The organism is Mesorhizobium sp. GW821-FHT07A06 (genome assembly GCF_059419085.1).
The window spans coordinates 428,982-446,814 of sequence record NZ_JBWKRC010000004.1 but is presented as its reverse complement, the minus strand read 5'-3'; the positions used below and the strand labels follow the sequence as shown (position 1 = coordinate 446,814).

Sequence of the window (17,833 nt, the reverse complement as noted above, 5' to 3'; positions counted from 1 at the left end):
GGGAAGCCTGGGCTCCCCGGCAGTTCTCATAGGTTTATTCGGCCGCGACGCCCATGCGCATGCGCTCCATCTCGATCAGCGCGCGGCGATATTCGACCGGCATGATCTTGCGGAATTTCGGCCGGAACGTCGTCCAGTCATCAAGGATCTCGCGGCCGCGCACCGAACCCGTGTAGTGCACGTGGTTCGAGATCAGCTGGTAGAGCCGCTCCTCGTCATGGCTGGTCATGTCGCCCGAGACGTCGACACGGCCCTTGTGGTCGAGGTCGCCGCCATGGTGCAGCAGCTTTTCCATCAAATCGTCTTCTTCCGGAACCGGCTCCAGCTCGACCATCGCCATGTTGCAGCGCTCGGCGAAATCACCCGCCTCGTCCAGCACATAGGCGACACCGCCCGACATGCCGGCGGCGAAGTTGCGGCCGGTCTTGCCGATGACGACCACGACACCGCCGGTCATGTATTCGCAGCCATGGTCGCCGACGCCTTCGACGACGGCAGCGACGCCCGAATTGCGCACCGCGAAACGCTCGCCGGCGACGCCGGCGAAATAGGCTTCGCCCTCGGTCGCGCCATAGAGCACCGTATTGCCGACGATGATGGAGTCGGCCGCGACGATCCTGGCCTCTTCCGGTGGCCGGATGACGAGGCGTCCGCCCGACAGGCCCTTGCCGACATAGTCGTTGCCGGCGCCGACGAGTTCGAACGAGATGCCGCGCGCCAGGAAGGCGCCGAAGGACTGGCCGGCGGTGCCGGTCAGCTTGACCTGGATCGTGTCCTCGCGAAGCCCCTTGTGCTTGAAGCGCTTGGCCACTTCGCCCGACAGCATGGCGCCCGTCGAACGGTCGACATTGCGGATGTCGACCTCGATCTTGACCGGCTGCTTGGCCTCCAGCGCGGGCCTGGCCAGTTCGATCAGCTTGCGGTCGAGCACGTCGTCGATCGGATGCTTCTGGCGTTCGGTCCAGTGCGCCGCTTCATGCGGCACATCGGGCTTGTAGAACATCCTGGAGAAGTCGAGGCCCTGCGCCTTCCAGTGCCGGATCACGTCGCGCTTCTCTAGAAGGTCGGCGTCGCCGATGATCTGGTCGATATGGGTGAAGCCCATTTCGGCCAGCAGCGCCCTCACCTCTTCCGCCACGTAGAAGAAGAAGTTGATGACATGCTCGGGCGTGCCCTTGAAGCGCTTGCGCAGCACCGGGTCCTGGGTGGCGACGCCAACCGGGCAGGTGTTGAGATGGCACTTGCGCATCATGATGCAGCCGGCCGCGATCAGCGGAGCGGTCGAGAAGCCGAACTCGTCGGCGCCGAGCAGCGCGCCGATGATGACGTCGCGCCCGGTGCGCAACCCACCATCGACCTGCAGCGCGACCCTGCTGCGCAAGCCGTTGAGCACAAGAGTCTGGTGCGTTTCGGCCAGGCCCATTTCCCACGGGGAGCCGGCATGCTTGAGCGAGGTCAGCGGCGAGGCACCCGTGCCGCCATCATAGCCCGAGATGGTGATGTGGTCGGCGCGCGCCTTGGCGACACCCGCCGCGACCGTGCCGACACCGACTTCCGAGACCAGCTTGACCGACACATCGGCCGCCGGGTTGACGTTCTTCAGATCGTAGATCAGCTGCGCCAGATCCTCGATCGAATAGATGTCGTGATGCGGCGGCGGCGAGATCAGGCCGACGCCGGGCGTCGAGTGCCGGACCTTGGCAATGGTCGCGTCGACCTTGTGGCCGGGCAACTGGCCGCCCTCGCCGGGCTTGGCGCCCTGCGCGACCTTGATTTGCATGACATCGGAATTGACGAGGTATTCGGCCGTCACGCCGAAGCGGCCCGAGGCGACCTGCTTGATCGCCGAGCGTTCCGGGTTCTTGCCGCCGCCAGGCAGCGGCAGATAACGGTCGGCCTCTTCGCCGCCCTCGCCGGTGTTCGACTTGCCGCCGATCTGGTTCATGGCGCGCGCCAGCGTGGTGTGCGCCTCGCGCGAGATCGAACCGAACGACATCGCCCCGGTCGAGAAACGCTTGACGATGTCGGTCGCCGGCATGACGTCGTCGAGCGCGACCTTCTTGCGCCCGGTGTCGTCCGCCAGCCTGATCTTGAACAGGCCACGGATGGTCTGCGCGCGGGCCGTCTCGCTGTCGATCTGCGCGGAATAGTCCTTGAACGTCTCCCACGAGCCCTGACGCACGGCGTGCTGCAAGGTGGCGACCGCGTCGGGCGACCACATATGCGCCTCGCCGCGCATGCGGAAGAGGTATTCGCCACCGACGTCCAGGCTGTTGCGCAACACCGGATCGCTGCCGAAACCATCCGTATGGCGGCTGACCGTCTCGCCCGCGACCTCATCCAGCCCGACGCCTTCGATCAGCGTCGCGGTGCCGGTGAAATACTTCTCGACGAAATCGGTCTTCAGCCCGATGGCGTCGAAAATCTGCGCGCCGCAGTAGGACTGATAGGTCGAGATGCCCATCTTGGACATCACCTTGAGGATGCCCTTGCCGATCGACTTGATGTAGCGCGACACGACCTCGTAGGCGTCGACCTCTTCCGGCAGTTCGCCGCGCTTGTGCATGTCGAGCAGCGTGTCGAAGGCAAGGTAAGGGTTGATCGCTTCGGCGCCGTAGCCGGCGAGACAGCAGAAATGATGCACTTCGCGCGGCTCGCCGGATTCCACGACCAGGCCCACGGAGGTGCGCAGCCCCTTGCGGATCAGGTGATGATGCACAGCGGCCGTCGCCAGCAGGGCGGGAATCGCGATCCGGTCCGGCCCGACCTGGCGGTCGGACAGGATGATGATGTTGTAGCCGCCGGCAACCGCCGCCTCCGCGCGTTCGCAGAGCCGGTCGATGGCGCCCTGCATGCCTGCGGCGCCCTCGTTCGAGCCATAGGTGATGTCGATCGTCTTGGTGTCGAAACGGTCCTCTGTGTGGCCGATGGAGCGGATCTTTTCGAGATCGCCATTGGTCAGGATGGGCTGGCGAACTTCGAGCCGCTTGCGGCGCGAACTACCCACAAGATCGAAAATGTTCGGCCGCGGCCCGATGAAGGACACCAAGCTCATCACCAGCTCCTCGCGGATCGGATCGATGGGCGGATTGGTGACCTGGGCGAAATTCTGCTTGAAATAGGTGTAGAGCAGCTTCGACTTGTCCGACATCGCCGAGATCGGCGTGTCGGTGCCCATCGAGCCGACGGCTTCCTGGCCGGTGGTCGCCATCGGCGACATCAACAGCTTGGTGTCTTCCTGGGTGTAGCCGAATGCCTGCTGGCGATCGAGCAGGCTGACATCCTTGCGCAGCGCGCGTGGCTCGACCGGCTTCAGATCTTCCAGGATGAGCTGCGTGTTGGCGAGCCAGGTCTTGTAGGGGTGCTTGGTGGCGATCTCCGACTTGATCTCCTCGTCAGGCACGATGCGGCCCTTGGCAAGGTCGATCAAGAGCATGCGGCCGGGCTGCAGCCGCCACTTCTGGACGATCTTCTCCTCCGGCACCGGCAGCACGCCGGCCTCCGAAGCCATGATGACGCGGTCATCGTCGGTGACGATGTAGCGTGCCGGACGCAGTCCGTTGCGGTCGAGCGTGGCGCCGATCTGGCGGCCATCGGTGAAAGCAACCGCGGCCGGCCCGTCCCACGGCTCCATCAGCGCCGCATGGTATTCATAGAAAGCCTTGCGGTCGGCATCCATGAGCTTGTTGCCGGCCCAGGCTTCCGGGATCAGCATCATCATGGCGTGGCTGAGGCTGTAGCCGCCCTGGAACAGGAACTCGAGCGCATTGTCGAAGCACGCCGTGTCGGACTGGCCATCATAGGAGATCGGCCACAGCTTCGAGATGTTGTTGCCGAACAGCTCGGAATCGACGGACGCCTGGCGCGCAGCCATCCAGTTGTTGTTGCCGCGCACCGTGTTGATCTCGCCATTGTGCGCGACCATGCGGTAGGGATGCGCCAGCTTCCACGACGGGAAGGTGTTGGTCGAGAAACGCTGATGCACCAGGATCAGCGCCGTCTCGAACCGAGGGTCCTTGAGATCCTTGTAATAGGCGCCGACCTGATAGGCCAGGAACATGCCCTTGTAGACGATGGTGCGCGCCGACAGCGACACGCAATAGGCGCCGATATCCTTGTTGTCGTTCTCGGCATAGATGCGGCCCGAAATGACCTTTCGCAGCAGGTAGAGCCGGGCCTCGTACTCCTCATCATCGGGAATGTCCGCCGTGCGGCCGATGAACACCTGGCGATGGAACGGCTCGGATGCCGCGATGTCGGGCGCCTTCGACAGCGACGAATTGTCGACGGGCACGTCGCGGAATCCGAGCAGCGGCAGCCCCTCGGACTGCGCCGATTCGGCGATGATGTCCTCGATATGGGCGCGCAGCGCCGCGTCCTGCGGCATGAACCAGTGCCCGACGCCATACTGGCCAGCCGGCGGCAGTTCGATGCCGTTGGCCGCCATTTCCTCGCGGAAGAACTGGTCGGGAAGCTGCACCAGCACACCAGCGCCATCGCCGACCAGCGGGTCGGCGCCGACAGCGCCGCGATGCGTCAGGTTTTCGAGCACGGCAAGCCCGTCCTTGACGATCTGATGCGACTTCACGCCCTTCATGTTGACGATGAAGCCGACGCCGCAGGCGTCATGCTCGTTGCGCGGATCGTAGAGGCCCCGAGCGGCAAAACCGGTTCGGCCGATGTCGGTTCGAGGCGTATTTTTGACGGCAGCCGCTTTCGTCTGCGCGGCCTGGCCGTTCGTCGCAGAGAGCGTCATATCCGTCATTGTCCTGTCCTCCATTCCAGCCCTTCAGGCGCTGGCCATTCGTCGGTCGCTAATTTGCCTCGGCAAGCGCTTGGCTCACCCTGATCCTTGCGGCACGTCTTGCGAAATCCTTGCCGAACCAGGCGGCTTTCCGCATGGTTCGCATCTGGTATCGTACAGGCCAGCGTCTGGCCGTCCACCTGTCGCTCGCGGCAACAGCCGGAGAGGCCAATATGTTACGCCAATCCAGCCTGTTTTGTGCGACAAAATAAGACAGCACTACTGTCCTAAATTTTTATGGCAGAATTCCCTGGCGCACACAAGACCGATTCACAAAAAACTTGAGGCTTCCGCGACATAAAATTACGTGAAGTTGAGAGAAAACGTAAGCTTCAGTCGCCGTTTCCCGCCTGCGCCACGGCTGGCTTTAACGGTTTTCCAGCATCTGGCTCTTGCGGTTGGAACATGAAACCGGTCAACTCCGCGTCGATTTCCCCAACACAGGCAGATGCATGTTCTTCGCTTCCGACAATTGGGCAGGCGCCCATCCCAATATCGTTGCCGGCCTGTCGGCCGCGTCCGCCGGCTTCGCCACCGCCTATGGCGACAGCGCGCTCGACCAGGCAGTCTACCAGCGCTTCAACGAAATTTTCGAACGCGAGGTCGCGGTCTTCTTCGTGGCGACTGGCACCGCCGCCAATTCGCTGTCGTTGACCACCTTCAACAAGCCCGGCGGCATTTCCTTCGCCCACCGCGAATCGCACGTCATCGAAGACGAGTGCGGTGCGCCGGAATATTTTTCCGGCGGCGCGCGGCTGCATGCCGTCGACGGCGCGCTCGGCAAGATCGACCCGCACAATCTGGAGCGAACCATTGGCCGCTTCGCGCCCGAAATCGTCCATTGGGGACGGCCAATGGCGGTTTCGATCACCCAGTCGACCGAGGTTGGCACCATCTATGGCCTGAACGAGATCGAGACGATTTCGGCCATCGCCAAACAGCATTCCGTGCCCTTGCACATGGATGGCGCCCGCTTTGCCAATGCGCTGGTCGCGCTCGACACGACGCCGGCCGAAATGACCTGGAAACGCGGTGTCGACATCCTGTCCTTCGGCGGCACCAAGAATGGCTGCTGGTGCGCCGAGGCGATCGTGCTGTTCGACCTCGACCGCGCCAGGGAGTTGGCCTTCCTGCGCAAGCGCGCCGCCCAGCTGTTTTCCAAGTCGCGCTTCGTCGCGGCGCAGTTCGAAGCCTATTTTAGGGACGACCAGTGGCTCGATACGGCACGCCACGCCAACGCCATGGCCGCACGCCTCGGGGCGGCGATCGAGGATTCGGCCCATGCGAAGCTGGCCTGGCTGCCGCAGGCCAACGAGGTGTTCGCGGTGATCAAGAAAGCCGAGGCCGACAGGCTGCAGGCCGCCGGTGCCGCCTTTTACGACTGGCACAAGCCGCATGGATTTGACGGCCATATCGGCGAGGACGAGTTGCTCTATCGCTTCGTCACCAGCTTTGCGACGTCAGCCGAGGAGGTCGACCGCTTTGGCCAGCTGATCGCTGGATAGGCGACCTTGCGGATAACAAAAAAGCGGCGCCTTTCGGCGCCGCTTCCGTCTCGGGAGGAGACTTAAACGTTAGGCAGCGGTCTTGGCCTCGATCTGCTTGGCCTTGGCCGGAGCCGAGGTGATCGCGATCTTGCGCGGCTTCAGTTCCTCGGGAATGTTGCGCTTGAGATCGACGAAGAGCAGGCCGTTCTTCAGCGCGGCGCCGACGACTTCAACGTGGTCGGCAAGCTGGAAGCGGCGCTCGAAGGCCCTGGAGGCAATGCCGCGATAGAGCAGCTCGGAGCCTTCGCCGGTGCCCTCATCCTTGCGCTCACCCTTGACGGTCAGCACGTTGCGGTGGGCTTCGATCGAGATCTCTTCGTCCGAGAAGCCGGCGACCGCCATCGAGATCCGATAGGAATCCTCACCGGTACGCTCGATGTTGTAGGGCGGATAGGTCTGCGCGCCATCCGGCTGCGCAAGCGAATCCAGCATGGTGAAGAGACGGTCGAAGCCGACGGTCGAACGGTAAAGCGGGGAAAAATCAACGTGACGCATGAGGTGTTCTCCTGTTGAGCAACATGGTTTGCGTATGGTCGGTGCGAAACCCTTGAGCGGCGTTTCGGGAGGACCAGCGGCCCCGACATTGGCGACCGCATTCCACATTTGGGGAGCGCCCGAATGCATTTCAAGTTTCGCCGGATGGCAAAAAACCACGCCGCCTGCCCCCTGATGAACGGCAGATGAACCGGACCTTCGGCGCGCGTTCAGACGGGTGCCGCTAGAGTGACCTCAAGATCAAGGATTGGCGGTGCTGGATTTTGCAAAGGTGCCGCAACGAGGCCGAACCGGGTGTTAACGTCCCTTCCTCCCGGATCGACAGGGGCCGGAAGTGCGCTCTCAAGCGGCTTCCGGCTTTCCCGTTGCCGATCTTCCCTCGCCCGGAATTCCTTTGCTTTTGACGCATTGGCGTCTATCACCTTGACGAGGCCAGCCGCGACGGGCTGGTGAGACGCCGAGCACAAAGCGCCGAATGACGGACCTTCTCCACGAGACGCCGCTTTTCCACGAAACCGAGGGCAATCCGCTACCGGAAAACGCCACCGGCGGCTTCTTCGTCACGCGCGATCGCAAGAGGATCCGCTATGGCCTGTTCGCGGCGGTGGCGCGGCCGATGCGCGGCACGGTGGTGCTGCTGTCCGGCCGCAACGAGTGCATCGAGAAATATTTCGAGACCATCCGCGACCTTGCCGCCCGAGGCTTCGGCGTCGCCACGCTTGACTGGCGCGGCCAGGGCGATTCCGACCGGCTGATCCGCGACCGCCAGCGCGGCTATGTCAGGTCCTTCCGCGATTATACCGCGGATCTCGAGCAGTTCTTCGAGGAGATCGTGCTGCCCGACTGCCGCGGGCCGTACTATATCCTGGCCCATTCGGCGGGTGCCGTGATCACGCTGCTTGCCGCGCCATCCATGGTGAACCGTGTGCGCCGCATGGTGCTGATCGCGCCCTTCCTGACCTTGCCCGACCTGCCGGTCTCGATCAGGACGGTCCGCCGTGTCTGTTCGTTTTTCTGTGCATTGGGGCTCGGCCGGCTCTACGCCGCGTGGGGTCCACGGCCGAGACAAACACTGCCTTTCGAGGCCAACAAGGTCACGACGGATCCGCTGCGCTATCGCCGCAACACGCGCATCTATGAGGAGCATCCGCAATTGGCGCTTGGCGGCCCGACGATCCGCTGGCTGCAGGCAGCGGCGAAGGCATCGGAAGCGATCAGCGACCCCGACTTCATGGCCCGGATCCAGGTGCCGTTGCTGATCATCGCCGCCGGTGCCGACCAGGTCGTCTCGACCAAGGCGGTCGAAACCTATGCCAGAAGTCTGCGGCTCGGTTCCTTGCTGATGATCGACGGTTCCAAGCATGAAATCCTGCAGGAAGTCGACCTCTACCGCGAGCAATTCCTGGCCGCCTTCGACGCCTTCATTCCCGGCTCCGACGACCCGACGGCCTGACCCATGGCGCTGTGCTCCACGGGCGGGCATAGCTGACACACCGTTGTCAGGAACGGGGCTTCGGCCAGCCGAGCAGCACGCAAAGTGCTAAAGATTCTGACAGCCCGGCCCACCTGGGAATGCTCATTTGCATGCGTTGAATTGAACGCCATGGAGATGAGATCATGACCGAGAAAACCTGCGCCGCCTGCGATTGCCAGCTGGACGCCAACGCGATCCGCGTCAAGGTCGGCGGCAAGACCGTCGAGGTCTGCTGCGAGGAATGCGCGAAGGCGCTGAACGAAGCCGGCGCCTCGGCGTCTGGCGTGAGCGAGGATTGAGCCATGCGCCCCGATCATGCAGCGGCGCAACGCCTGGCTGGCCGAGGCCCGGCGCCGGCAATCCGCACCGAAACCCTCCGGCCGACCGTGCTCGCCCAATGCGTCGCGGGGGCCAGATGGCTTGGCCGTCAGATGGAGAAACGCCGAAGCCGCCTTGCCTTGCTCGAAATGAGCGACGAACAACTCAAGGACATCGGCCTGTCACGCGGCCAGGTCTATTCGGAATTCAAGCGCCGATTGCGGGACTGAGGCGCGTTTTCCAGAAGTCTCCTGACAGGAATAGACAGGCCGTTCGCGTAAAATGCCACCGCGATGCCGGAGTGATTTTTCGGCGAGAGGAAAGCGCAACGGCCATGTCGCAATTCGCGGTTCAGCCGCTTCTAGATACCGGCATAGTCAAGGTGCGGGACGTCGTCTGCGGCGGCGAATGCCGTCACAGGAGCGATGAGGAATGCACGGCGGCCACGCATTTGGTGTTTCCCTATCGCGGCGTCTTCGTGCGCCATGTCGGCCGCAACGACGCTGTCGCGGAAGCCAACCAGCTGCTGTTCTTCAATGAGGCCGAGCCCTATCAGGTCAGCCACCCCGTCGAGGGCGGCGATGCCTGCCTCGACCTCGTCATGGAGGAAGGCCAGTTGCGCGAACTGGCGCGGAAGGAGCAGTTGCGCGCTGGCGACCGCCTGGCGTTTCGGCGCCAGCGCCGGCGCATCGACCCGCGCGCTCAGGCGCTGGTGGCAATGCTGCGCCACAGCCTGAGCCGCAATATCGCCGAAACGCTGGAAGCCGAGACGCTTGCCCTGACCCTTGTGCGGCGCTCGCTCGGCGAGCGCACCTCGCATGTGGCGGGTGCCAGCCCCGGTCGGCAGAAGCTGGTCGACCGGGCCAAGCTTGTGCTGTCGTCGGACCTGTCACGCCGCTGGACGCTGGCCGGGATTGCCGCCGAGGTTGGCGTGTCGCCGGTCTATCTGACCCAGGTGTTCCAGCAGGTCGAGGCCATGCCGCTCTATCGCTATCATCTGCGCCTGCGCCTGGCGCGCGGGCTCGACCTGCTCGGCCGCTACGACAATCTGACCACGCTGGGCATGGACCTCGGCTTTTCCAGCCACAGCCATTTCAGCGCCTCGTTCAAGCAGGTTTATGGCCGTACGCCGGCGGAATTCCAGCGCTCGATCAGATCGCGCTGAAGCCGATCAGCCGCGCAGGGCAGCCATGGCGGCCGCGTGAAGCTCCGGTGTCGCCGCAGCCAGCACATCGCCACCCTTTTCCGCCGGTCCGCCGTCGAAAGTGGTGACGACACCACCCGCCTTCTCGATGATCGGGATCAGCGCCACGATGTCGTAGGGCTTCAGGCCGGGGTCGGCGACGATGTCGACGCTTCCCGAGGCGATCATGGCGAAGGCATAGCAATCGGCGCCGTAGCGGGCGAGCTGGACCTGCTTCTCGAACGCGTCGTAGCGCGTGCGCGCCTCGCCCTTGAACAGCGCCGGCGTGGTGGTGAACAGCGTTGCCTCGTCGAGTTTTGTCGTCTTGCGGGTGGAAAGTTGGCGCGGTCCGCCCGGCCCTTCATAGTGCGAGCCGGAGGCGTTGGCGTAGAACAGTTCGCCGGTGAAGGGCTGCGCCATCATGCCGGCAACCGCGTCGCCGTCGACCGTCAGCCCGACCAGCGTCCCCCACACCGGCAGGCCGGAGATGAAGGCCCGCGTGCCGTCGATCGGGTCGATCACCCAGACATGCCGGCTGGAGATGTTCTCGCTCCCGTGCTCCTCGCCGAGAATGCCATGGTCGGGATACTGCGCCGATATCAGCGCCCTGATGGCGCGTTCGGTCTCGCGATCGGCTTCCGTGACCGGGTCGAAACTGCCTTTTTCCTTGTTGGCCACGGCACCCTGGGCGCGAAAGCGCGGCAGGGTTTCCGCCGCTGCCGCCTGCGCGATGCGGCGCATGAAATCGATGCTGACGTCCAACTGATTCTCCCGCATTGCAGAGTGCCCAACCGGGCTCTGCCGACACTTTCCCGCCAAAACAAGCCTGTTTATCGATTTATTCGCCGCGACAGACGTTGCCAGAATGTCACATCAGCGCCATCGAAACGCAGTTTCCACATCACTCTGAATTAAAAAAGCCTGAAGGTCGCTTGACATTTGTGCACCGCACAATACCCTCGGCCTCGGACAGGTTTTCCTGTCCATGCCCTCCTTGGGCGTTTCCTCCCTAGACTTCGACCGTATCGTGCAAACGATGCGGTCTTTTTTTACGCTGCGGTTTCAATGGCACGTCGCTCAAGGGTGCCTGGCGGTGAGTGTCTGCTTCGGGACAACGACACGCATGACCCGATTTCACTCAGCGGCCAGCGGCAGGTCGATGAAATGATGGTCCGGCATTGCCATCAGATCCGCTGAAAATCGCGTCAGGTCATCGGCCAGCGCGTCGAAACCGGCGGCCTTCTCAAACGTCCGCTCATTCATGTAGAGCCCGCGATTGACCTCGATCTGCAGCGCATGCAGATGGCGCGCCGGGCGACCATAGTGCTCGGTGATGAAGCCGCCCGCATAAGGCTTGTTGTGGGCGACGGTATAGCCCATGGCGGTCAGCAGGCCGATCGCGGTCTCGGTCAGGGCAGCGGTGGCCGAAATGCCGAAACGGTCGCCGATGATGAAATCGGGCCGCAGTCCGCTGTCGCCGACGCGGATGCTCGCCGGCATCGAGTGGCAGTCGATCAGCACGGCAAAGCCGAAGCGGGCATGGGTCCTGGTCAAAAGCCGCTTCAGCGTTTCGTGATAGGGTTTGTAGACGGCCTCGATGCGGGCAACGGCTTCTGCCAGCGGCAAGCGGCCGGAATAGATGTCGAGCCCCTCGCCGACCAGCTTCGGCACCGTGCCAAGCCCGCCCGCTACCCGCGCCGAGCGGATGTTGCAGAAGGATGGCACCGGTTCGGCGAACATGCGCGGGTCGAGTTCCCATGGCTCGCGATTGACGTCGAGATAGGCGCGCGGGAAATTCGCCGCCAGCAGCGGTGCGCCCAGCGCCACGGCGCCGCCGAACAGCTCATCGACGTAGCAATCCTCCGAGCGCCGGATGGCGTTGCGGTCGAGCCTCGCCATGGCAAGGAAACGCTCGGGATAGTAGCGGCCGCTATGCGGTGAGTTGAACAGGAAGGGAACGCGCTGCTCTGCGCCCGATCGGATTTCGAAGGGTTGAACGACCGAAAAATCCTCGGCTGCCGTCTTCAATTTGCACGAACCCGAAAACACCAATGCATCATCGCATGAAAGTGCCACCTTGCTGGCCGCATGTCCAGCTTTTCGCCATCCGCATCGCCTTGCCGAATGCTGATAATGCTTCGCCACGTTCACTTGATGTTTACCGTCACCTCCTCATATACAGGATGGTTAACGGGCTGCCCGGGCGGCAGTCTCGGGCGGGTGATTCGGACGGGATATCATGGCACGCATTCTTCTGGCGGAAGACGACGACGATATGCGTCGGTTCCTCGTCAAGGCGCTGGAACGCGCCGGCTACCAGGTCAGCGATTTCGACAACGGCGCCAGCGCCTATGAGCGGCTGCGCGAAGAACCGTTCTCGCTGCTGTTGACCGACATCGTCATGCCGGAGATGGACGGCATCGAGTTGGCACGACGCGCCACCGAGATCGATCCCGACCTCAAGGTCATGTTCATCACCGGTTTCGCCGCCGTTGCGCTGAACCCGGATTCCAAGGCGCCGAAAGACGCCAAGGTGCTGTCGAAGCCCTTCCACCTGCGCGATCTCGTCAATGAGGTCGAGAAGATGCTGCAGGCGGCCTGAGCCGCTTTCCACAAGGGCATCGCCGCTGCGGCGAGACGACGCCTTCTTTCCTTTTTCCTGCTATTGACGCGCCGGACCAAAAGTGGTGTATGCGCGGCTTCGGATGGGCGTGTAGCTCAGCGGGAGAGCACTGCATTGACATTGCAGGGGTCACAGGTTCAATCCCTGTCACGCCCACCATCCTTTCAGATACTTAGAAGGCTTTGTGCCGCTTGGCACGGAACCCCGGGCCAAACTCGGCCGCGTTTTTCTGAAAATCAACGTGGTGGTGACCGTGGACCTTATCGCCATGCCGCGCGCCATGTGGCTCACGACATTCAGATAGATCGATACGGGTTCAACGGCCTGGCCGGCGGCTTCGTCACGCGCGAGTTGTCGAAGCTCTTCCATCGGCGCGAATGTGCGCTGATTCGCCTTCCCGGACGTACCGGCGGTCGACGCTTGTAGCAGTCGGGGAATCGCACACCGGCCTCCTTCATATGAATGAAGCTACGGTTTTCAGATCAGCACATATTGATGGAACTGAAGGCCCATGAGGCATCAGGTTGGTTAGGCTGCTCAAGGCCCACCCGCCATAGCGTGGCCGCCGGACAACCGCATATGCATGGCAGGTGGCTGCAGACGATGATTGACTGGTGGAGCACCGAGCACAACGGGAGACCAACCTCGCCAACTGATCAAGCGCAATGGCAGCGCTCTTGAAACGCAGATGCTACGTCAGGAGATCGGTTCAACGTGGCGAGGAATATCGCGGCTGGGGTTCGAAGAACCGCGGCGCATGCGAGCGTTTGGCCAATGGCTCCGTCGCTGGTCGACGCACGAACCAAGCTGTACCAGCAAACGCTTCGCTGACCGCCGGTCACCGAACAAAGGCCCGATGCGCGGCGGCAGCTTCTTGGAACGCTGTCTGAACGGCGGTCGTCCAGGGGCGGTCGAGTGGGTTCTCCGCAGTTCGGAATCGTCTCCGAGACCGGTGCACGTTCAACGCAAAGATCACCGCGGCCTTGTCGCCAAAACTCTACAAAATACGGGGGGTCGTCATGCCTGGCGAGGGTGAACGCATTGATCAGGCTCCGGCCCATCATCGCAATCGCTGGGGCGTTATAGCCATATGTGTCAAATTGACCATGATCGCCATTTTCGTGGCAATCACCAATTTCGACTTCTGGGATCGCGTCGGAAATCTGTTCGCCAACGGGCGCTTCACCACCCTGGCTCCATTCCTCGCAATCTGGGGACTGGCCATGGTGGCGTTGTTGTCTGCGTCGTTCCAGCCCCGGCTCGTGACACGCCTGTTATGGGCCGTGCCGCTTGCACTGTCGAGCGGGGCAGCCTGGGTCTATTTCCAGGCAAGTCACGCCGATCTGTCGGTCTTCGATATTCTTTCGCTTTGGGCCAGCCGTAATTCCGTCGGCGAGGCCGCCGGTTTCTATGATCGGCTGATCTGGCCTGCCCTCGCGATCATGGCCCTTGGCGTGACGTCGCTTTCAATTCCGCCGGGAGTGACAGGCGCCTGGCTCTCGAGATGGATAGGGCGCATGGTGTGGCTTCCATTGCTGCCGATCCTGATTATTGCGGCCGTGGTTTATGCCAAGGACGGAGGCGGTTCCTCCGGCCTGCCGAAGCAGTTTGCTCCGCTGGCTCTGTCCGCAATGGCCGCGGAGCGGATCCTGACCCAAGGCGCCCCGGAGCGCCGCGCTGTCACATGGAACGCCACGGCACAGGTCAGGCCTCGCAACATCATCATGATGATCGACGAAAGCGTTCGCGCCGATTTCGTCGACCTCTCGCCTCGCAATTCGTACACACCAAACATCGCCGCCCTCGCCGACAGATTCGTCGATTTCGGTCCCGCCGTGTCTGGCGGCGACTGCAGTATTTATTCGAACGCCATACTGCGCCTCACGGCGTCGCGCCGCGATCTCGCCAATTCCGTCAATACCAACCCGACGATCTGGCAGTACGCGAAGAAGGCCGGATACCGGACGGTATATATCGATGCGCAGTCGACCGCCAAGGCAGTCGTCCTCCTGGGGAGCACGAACTTCATGACGGCGCGGGAAAAGCGCGACATCGACAAGACCTATTTCATGGACGACGTGCAGATGGACCGCGCCGATTTCCGGTTGATCGACATCCTACGCGGCGAGTTGGCCGGCAGCCAGCCAGTCTTCATTTACGCCAATAAGAACGGCGCGCATTTTCCCTATGACTGGTCCTATCCCGCATCGGAGGCCGTCTACGGACCGACAGTCACGTCGGCCGGCAAGGACACGGTCGTGACACGCTTGGCGTCGTACCGCAATGCGGTCCGCTGGTCGGTCGACCGGTTCATGAAAAAGCTGTTCGAGAGCGCCGATCTTTCGAAGACCGCGATGATCTATACGTCCGACCACGGACAGGCGATAAAAATCGGCCAAGCAACCCACTGCACCATCTATGATCCTGATCCGCGTGTGGGTCTTGTTCCACTGATGGCCTATACCGCCGATCCGGCGCTGAAGGCGCGTTTCGCGGCCGGCGCCGCGGCCAATCGCGACAAGGCGAGCCATTTCCAGATCGTTCCCACCGTGCTGGAGCTGATGGGCTATAGCCCCGCCGACATCGCGTCCGAATACGACGAGTCGCTCTTCGCGGCGACGTCCCGCCCTCCGCAATTCACCAGCGGTGACATCTTTGGGTTGTTCTCCGACTCCATGCACTGGAATTCGATAGATCTGTCACTGGACTACCTCGAGCCTGACGCGAAAAGATTGCTGCCGGATGTGGCGTCAGCGAAGGCTGAGGGCCCCTGATGGCGGGTACATCGCAATGAGCTTGGCGGGCTTGATCGCGGACACCAGATCACGCCAGTGGGCCAGCGGGTGGTGCACTCCATCGCCTGTCGCAGATCGGGTCTCCGATGCGGCGCGCGGCAGTCACACCGTGAGGCGTCAGATCCAGAACGTCTTCAGGCGGCCGAGCCGCCACCGTGCCTTCGCCAGCCGACCGGATTTCGGCTTCTTGCCAAGCTCGACCCGCCGCCTGATTCTTCTGAAGATCGCATTCCCAGGCTCGATCTTCACCAACCTTGCCGCCATCTCCACCGCCGACTTTCTGTCCTCCAGCACTTCGAGCAGGACATAGGCCGAGCACGCCATGGCGTAGGGATAGCCGGCCCTTGCCGCCGCGAAAAACACCTCGAAATCCCTGGCCATCGTCAGGAAGCCGCCAATCCGGTCGGTCAGGATGTCCATCATCGGCAACGGAATTTTGGAGCGCCGCCGGGATTGGCTGATCATCAGCGATTTCAGCATGGCCTCGCCGGCCGGATAGTTGCCTTCGCGAAAATGCGCCGCCGCCAGCTTCAGGTCATAGGCGTCGTTTTCCGGATCCAGCACCTGGGCTTTTTCCAGCAACTCCCTCGCCCGCGCCGGGTCGATCTTGTCTTCCAGCGACAGGAACGACCATTGGTAGCCAAAGGCGGCTTCAAGGGGATGATAGTCGGCTTGATGCGCCTGCAATTCCTGCATGATGATTTCCGCCGCGCGCGGTTTGCTGAACAGCGTGCTTATGTCCAGGCACGGGACCTCGCCCATGACGGACGCAACCACCGCGTAGATGCTGTTGCCGGCATGGATCCGCTGGCACCTTGCCATCAGCGCCATCTCGAAGAATGCGCTGAGCGCCTCCTCTCCCTTGAAGTCGGCGGCGCCGAAATCGTCGGTCCGCAGTGCCCCGGTTTGCGCGCTGACATAGTCGAGCGTCGCGCGATCCTGGCCGACAAGGAGCGTCGTCAGGCCCTTCGACGAGAGCTCCGACACAACAGCCTTGGCCAGGGTCGAAGGGATGACCTTGTCGGCGAAAACCAGCCTTCTGCGATGGTGGCCATGGACGATGTCGCCACTGCGAAGATGCAAGGCGGCCATCGGGCCGGGAAAGCGGCATTTGCCGGCGGCATCCAGGGCCCGCCGCACGCCCGGCGCGAACCCGAAGGCCCGCAGCGCTTCGGACCGATCCGGTTGAACACCCTGGCCACGGAAGAAATCCAGAACATCGAAGTCGTCACAGATCCAGCCGCGCTGCCTCCCCTCTCTTGCAGCTGCTTCAAGGTCCGACGGTGCGAAGGCCGCGCCGCCAAGGACACCGAAGTCGGCAACCTTGATCGTCTCGCCCAGCCAGTGCTTGTCGATGAAGTCCGCGGAGAAGATCTTCCCGACCACGTCGACGGTATGCGATTGCTGGTCGATGATATCCCGGCTGCTCCAGGTGAAGCCGAAACGGTAGCCGAGCCTGTCGGCGAGGGATTTCGCATTGGCCATCGCCAGCAGTCGGCCGCCCAGCCCATCTTCCCTGTTGACGACAATCAGCATCGATCCTCCGTCACGCGGCACCGAGTCGGACATCGCCCTTTTCAATGTGGAGGAGAAACCATGCATATGTCTGTTCCAATCCACCGCGAGGTTCGACCGCGTCAACCGCCGGCCAGCTGCCGCGAGGACGAGCTGTCACTTGCCGTCGCGCTTGCCCGGATCGCCAATTCGATTTCCCGAAAAAGCCGATTGGCGGGTTCCGCCTTGAGGGACAGCGTGGCCATCGTCAAGGCGGCCTCGGTTCTGCCCAGGGCCGTGTGAAGGATCTGGGCCGAGCATGCCGCGGCGTAGGGGTGTCCGGCCTTGGCGGCGGCAAAGTAGAGTTCAAAGTCTCCTGCCATGATGTGGCCACGCGCCGAGGGGCGGGTCAGAACCCGCAGAATCCGCATCGGATTTTCGGCGCGGGCGTCAACTTCCTTGAGCATGAACGCTTTCAGAACCGCCTCGCCGCCTTGATAATTCCGTTCTCGAAAATAGCCGGCCGCCATCTTTAACGCATAGGCGGGGTTTTGTGGATCGAGCGCGGCCGCCTTTTCGAGAATCTCCCTCGCCTGCGCCGGGCTGGTCCTGTGTTCCGTCAGCACGAAGGCCGACTGATAACCAAAGGCGGCCTCCAGCGGATGGTAATCGGATTGCCGAGCCTTCAATTCGTCCAGGATGACCTCGGCTGTCCCGCGATTGCCGAACAAGGCTTTTGGCCTGATGACCCGGATGCCGCCCATCACCGACGAGATTGTCGCGAACACGCTGCTTCCCGCATGGATCTGTCGACACCGAGCCATCAATGCCATTTCGAAAAACGCCTTGAGTGTCTCGTCTTCAAACTGGCTCGCGCCGAAATCGTCGGCGAGAAAGGCCCCGGCCGCCGATTTCAGATAGTCGAGCGTTGTCCGGTCCTGGCCGATTACCAGCGTCGCCAGGCCTTTTGACGCCAGTTTCGATACGATCGCCTTGGCTAGCGGCGCGGGAATGACCTTGTCGCAAAACTCCAGCTCCGAGCGATAATTCCCGTGGATGATGTCGCCGCTGCGCAGATGCAGCGCGGCCATCGGCCGGGA

The 17,833-nt window shown here is 62.7% G+C and carries 13 protein-coding genes and 1 tRNA gene; 8 read left to right on the top strand and 6 right to left on the bottom strand.

Translation table 11 applies throughout. The features are described from left to right. Positions 1–34 precede the first annotated feature (34 nt). Positions 35–4,765, bottom strand: a complete 4,731-nt coding sequence (gene gltB, locus AC07SZ_RS16415) for a glutamate synthase large subunit (RefSeq protein WP_494915082.1) — start codon at positions 4,763–4,765, stop codon at positions 35–37. A gap of 491 nt (positions 4,766–5,256) precedes the next feature. Between gltB and AC07SZ_RS16410 the strand changes: the two genes are divergently transcribed. Beyond that, positions 5,257–6,309 (top strand): threonine aldolase family protein, encoded by a 1,053-nt coding sequence (locus AC07SZ_RS16410; protein ID WP_056577523.1) that lies wholly within the window; start codon positions 5,257–5,259, stop codon positions 6,307–6,309. A gap of 69 nt (positions 6,310–6,378) precedes the next feature. Here AC07SZ_RS16410 and AC07SZ_RS16405 read toward each other — a convergent pair whose 3' ends face one another. Next, the gene (locus tag AC07SZ_RS16405) at positions 6,379–6,846 is read right to left on the bottom strand and encodes an Hsp20 family protein (RefSeq protein WP_013893124.1); all 468 of its coding nucleotides are present in this window, start codon (positions 6,844–6,846) and stop codon (positions 6,379–6,381) included. Between the two features lie 475 nt (positions 6,847–7,321). On the opposite strand from AC07SZ_RS16405, the gene AC07SZ_RS16400 reads away from it, so the two are divergent. The 4 genes from AC07SZ_RS16400 (at position 7,322) to AC07SZ_RS16385 (ending at position 9,803) form a co-directional block, all read left to right on the top strand. After that, positions 7,322–8,299, top strand: a complete 978-nt coding sequence (locus tag AC07SZ_RS16400; RefSeq protein WP_494915080.1) for an alpha/beta fold hydrolase — start codon at positions 7,322–7,324, stop codon at positions 8,297–8,299. 164 nt (positions 8,300–8,463) lie between these two features. Beyond that, complete coding sequence (locus AC07SZ_RS16395; protein WP_494915078.1) at positions 8,464–8,619, top strand: hypothetical protein; 156 nt, start codon at positions 8,464–8,466, stop codon at positions 8,617–8,619. Between the two features lie 3 nt (positions 8,620–8,622). Further along, positions 8,623–8,868 carry a DUF1127 domain-containing protein gene (locus AC07SZ_RS16390; RefSeq protein ID WP_494915076.1) on the top strand — a complete coding sequence of 82 codons (246 nt, stop codon included), beginning with the start codon at positions 8,623–8,625 and terminating at the stop codon, positions 8,866–8,868. A gap of 104 nt (positions 8,869–8,972) precedes the next feature. Next, complete coding sequence (locus AC07SZ_RS16385; protein ID WP_494915074.1) at positions 8,973–9,803, top strand: helix-turn-helix transcriptional regulator; 831 nt, start codon at positions 8,973–8,975, stop codon at positions 9,801–9,803. A gap of 6 nt (positions 9,804–9,809) precedes the next feature. Here the strand turns inward: AC07SZ_RS16385 and hisN are convergent, their stop codons facing one another. Next, on the bottom strand, positions 9,810–10,583 hold the full coding sequence (gene hisN / locus AC07SZ_RS16380; RefSeq protein ID WP_483126085.1) for a histidinol-phosphatase: 774 nt from the start codon (positions 10,581–10,583) through the stop codon (positions 9,810–9,812). A 372-nt stretch (positions 10,584–10,955) separates the two neighbouring features. Next, positions 10,956–11,897, bottom strand: a complete 942-nt coding sequence (locus tag AC07SZ_RS16375) for an N-formylglutamate amidohydrolase (protein WP_494915072.1) — start codon at positions 11,895–11,897, stop codon at positions 10,956–10,958. 163 nt (positions 11,898–12,060) lie between these two features. On the opposite strand from AC07SZ_RS16375, the gene cpdR reads away from it, so the two are divergent. The 3 genes from cpdR (at position 12,061) to AC07SZ_RS16360 (ending at position 15,218) form a co-directional block, all read left to right on the top strand. Further along, on the top strand, positions 12,061–12,423 hold the full coding sequence (gene cpdR, locus AC07SZ_RS16370) for a cell cycle two-component system response regulator CpdR (protein WP_006199474.1): 363 nt from the start codon (positions 12,061–12,063) through the stop codon (positions 12,421–12,423). A gap of 105 nt (positions 12,424–12,528) precedes the next feature. Then, positions 12,529–12,603, top strand: a tRNA-Val gene (locus AC07SZ_RS16365). An 860-nt stretch (positions 12,604–13,463) separates the two neighbouring features. Then, on the top strand, positions 13,464–15,218 hold the full coding sequence (locus AC07SZ_RS16360; RefSeq protein WP_494915070.1) for a sulfatase-like hydrolase/transferase: 1,755 nt from the start codon (positions 13,464–13,466) through the stop codon (positions 15,216–15,218). A 138-nt stretch (positions 15,219–15,356) separates the two neighbouring features. Here AC07SZ_RS16360 and AC07SZ_RS16355 read toward each other — a convergent pair whose 3' ends face one another. Both AC07SZ_RS16355 and AC07SZ_RS16350 read right to left on the bottom strand, forming a co-directional pair. After that, positions 15,357–16,808, bottom strand: coding sequence for a tetratricopeptide repeat protein (locus AC07SZ_RS16355; protein WP_494915069.1), 1,452 nt, complete (start codon positions 16,806–16,808; stop codon positions 15,357–15,359). 68 nt (positions 16,809–16,876) lie between these two features. Next, positions 16,877–17,824, bottom strand: coding sequence for a hypothetical protein (locus tag AC07SZ_RS16350; protein ID WP_494915068.1), 948 nt, complete (start codon positions 17,822–17,824; stop codon positions 16,877–16,879). Positions 17,825–17,833: the final 9 nt, after the last annotated feature.

What these genes read in the sequence shown, in the direction of transcription:
- gltB (WP_494915082.1), bottom strand. Translation starts at nt 4,765, where the DNA reads ATGACGGATATGACGCTCTCTGCGACGAACGGCCAGGCCGCGCAGACG.
- AC07SZ_RS16410 (WP_056577523.1), top strand. Translation starts at nt 5,257, where the DNA reads ATGTTCTTCGCTTCCGACAATTGGGCAGGCGCCCATCCCAATATCGTT.
- AC07SZ_RS16405 (WP_013893124.1), bottom strand. Translation starts at nt 6,846, where the DNA reads ATGCGTCACGTTGATTTTTCCCCGCTTTACCGTTCGACCGTCGGCTTC.
- AC07SZ_RS16400 (WP_494915080.1), top strand. Translation starts at nt 7,322, where the DNA reads ATGACGGACCTTCTCCACGAGACGCCGCTTTTCCACGAAACCGAGGGC.
- AC07SZ_RS16395 (WP_494915078.1), top strand. Translation starts at nt 8,464, where the DNA reads ATGACCGAGAAAACCTGCGCCGCCTGCGATTGCCAGCTGGACGCCAAC.
- AC07SZ_RS16390 (WP_494915076.1), top strand. Translation starts at nt 8,623, where the DNA reads ATGCGCCCCGATCATGCAGCGGCGCAACGCCTGGCTGGCCGAGGCCCG.
- AC07SZ_RS16385 (WP_494915074.1), top strand. Translation starts at nt 8,973, where the DNA reads ATGTCGCAATTCGCGGTTCAGCCGCTTCTAGATACCGGCATAGTCAAG.
- cpdR (WP_006199474.1), top strand. Translation starts at nt 12,061, where the DNA reads ATGGCACGCATTCTTCTGGCGGAAGACGACGACGATATGCGTCGGTTC.
- AC07SZ_RS16360 (WP_494915070.1), top strand. Translation starts at nt 13,464, where the DNA reads ATGCCTGGCGAGGGTGAACGCATTGATCAGGCTCCGGCCCATCATCGC.
- AC07SZ_RS16355 (WP_494915069.1), bottom strand. Translation starts at nt 16,808, where the DNA reads ATGTCCGACTCGGTGCCGCGTGACGGAGGATCGATGCTGATTGTCGTC.
- AC07SZ_RS16350 (WP_494915068.1), bottom strand. Translation starts at nt 17,824, where the DNA reads ATGGCCGCGCTGCATCTGCGCAGCGGCGACATCATCCACGGGAATTAT.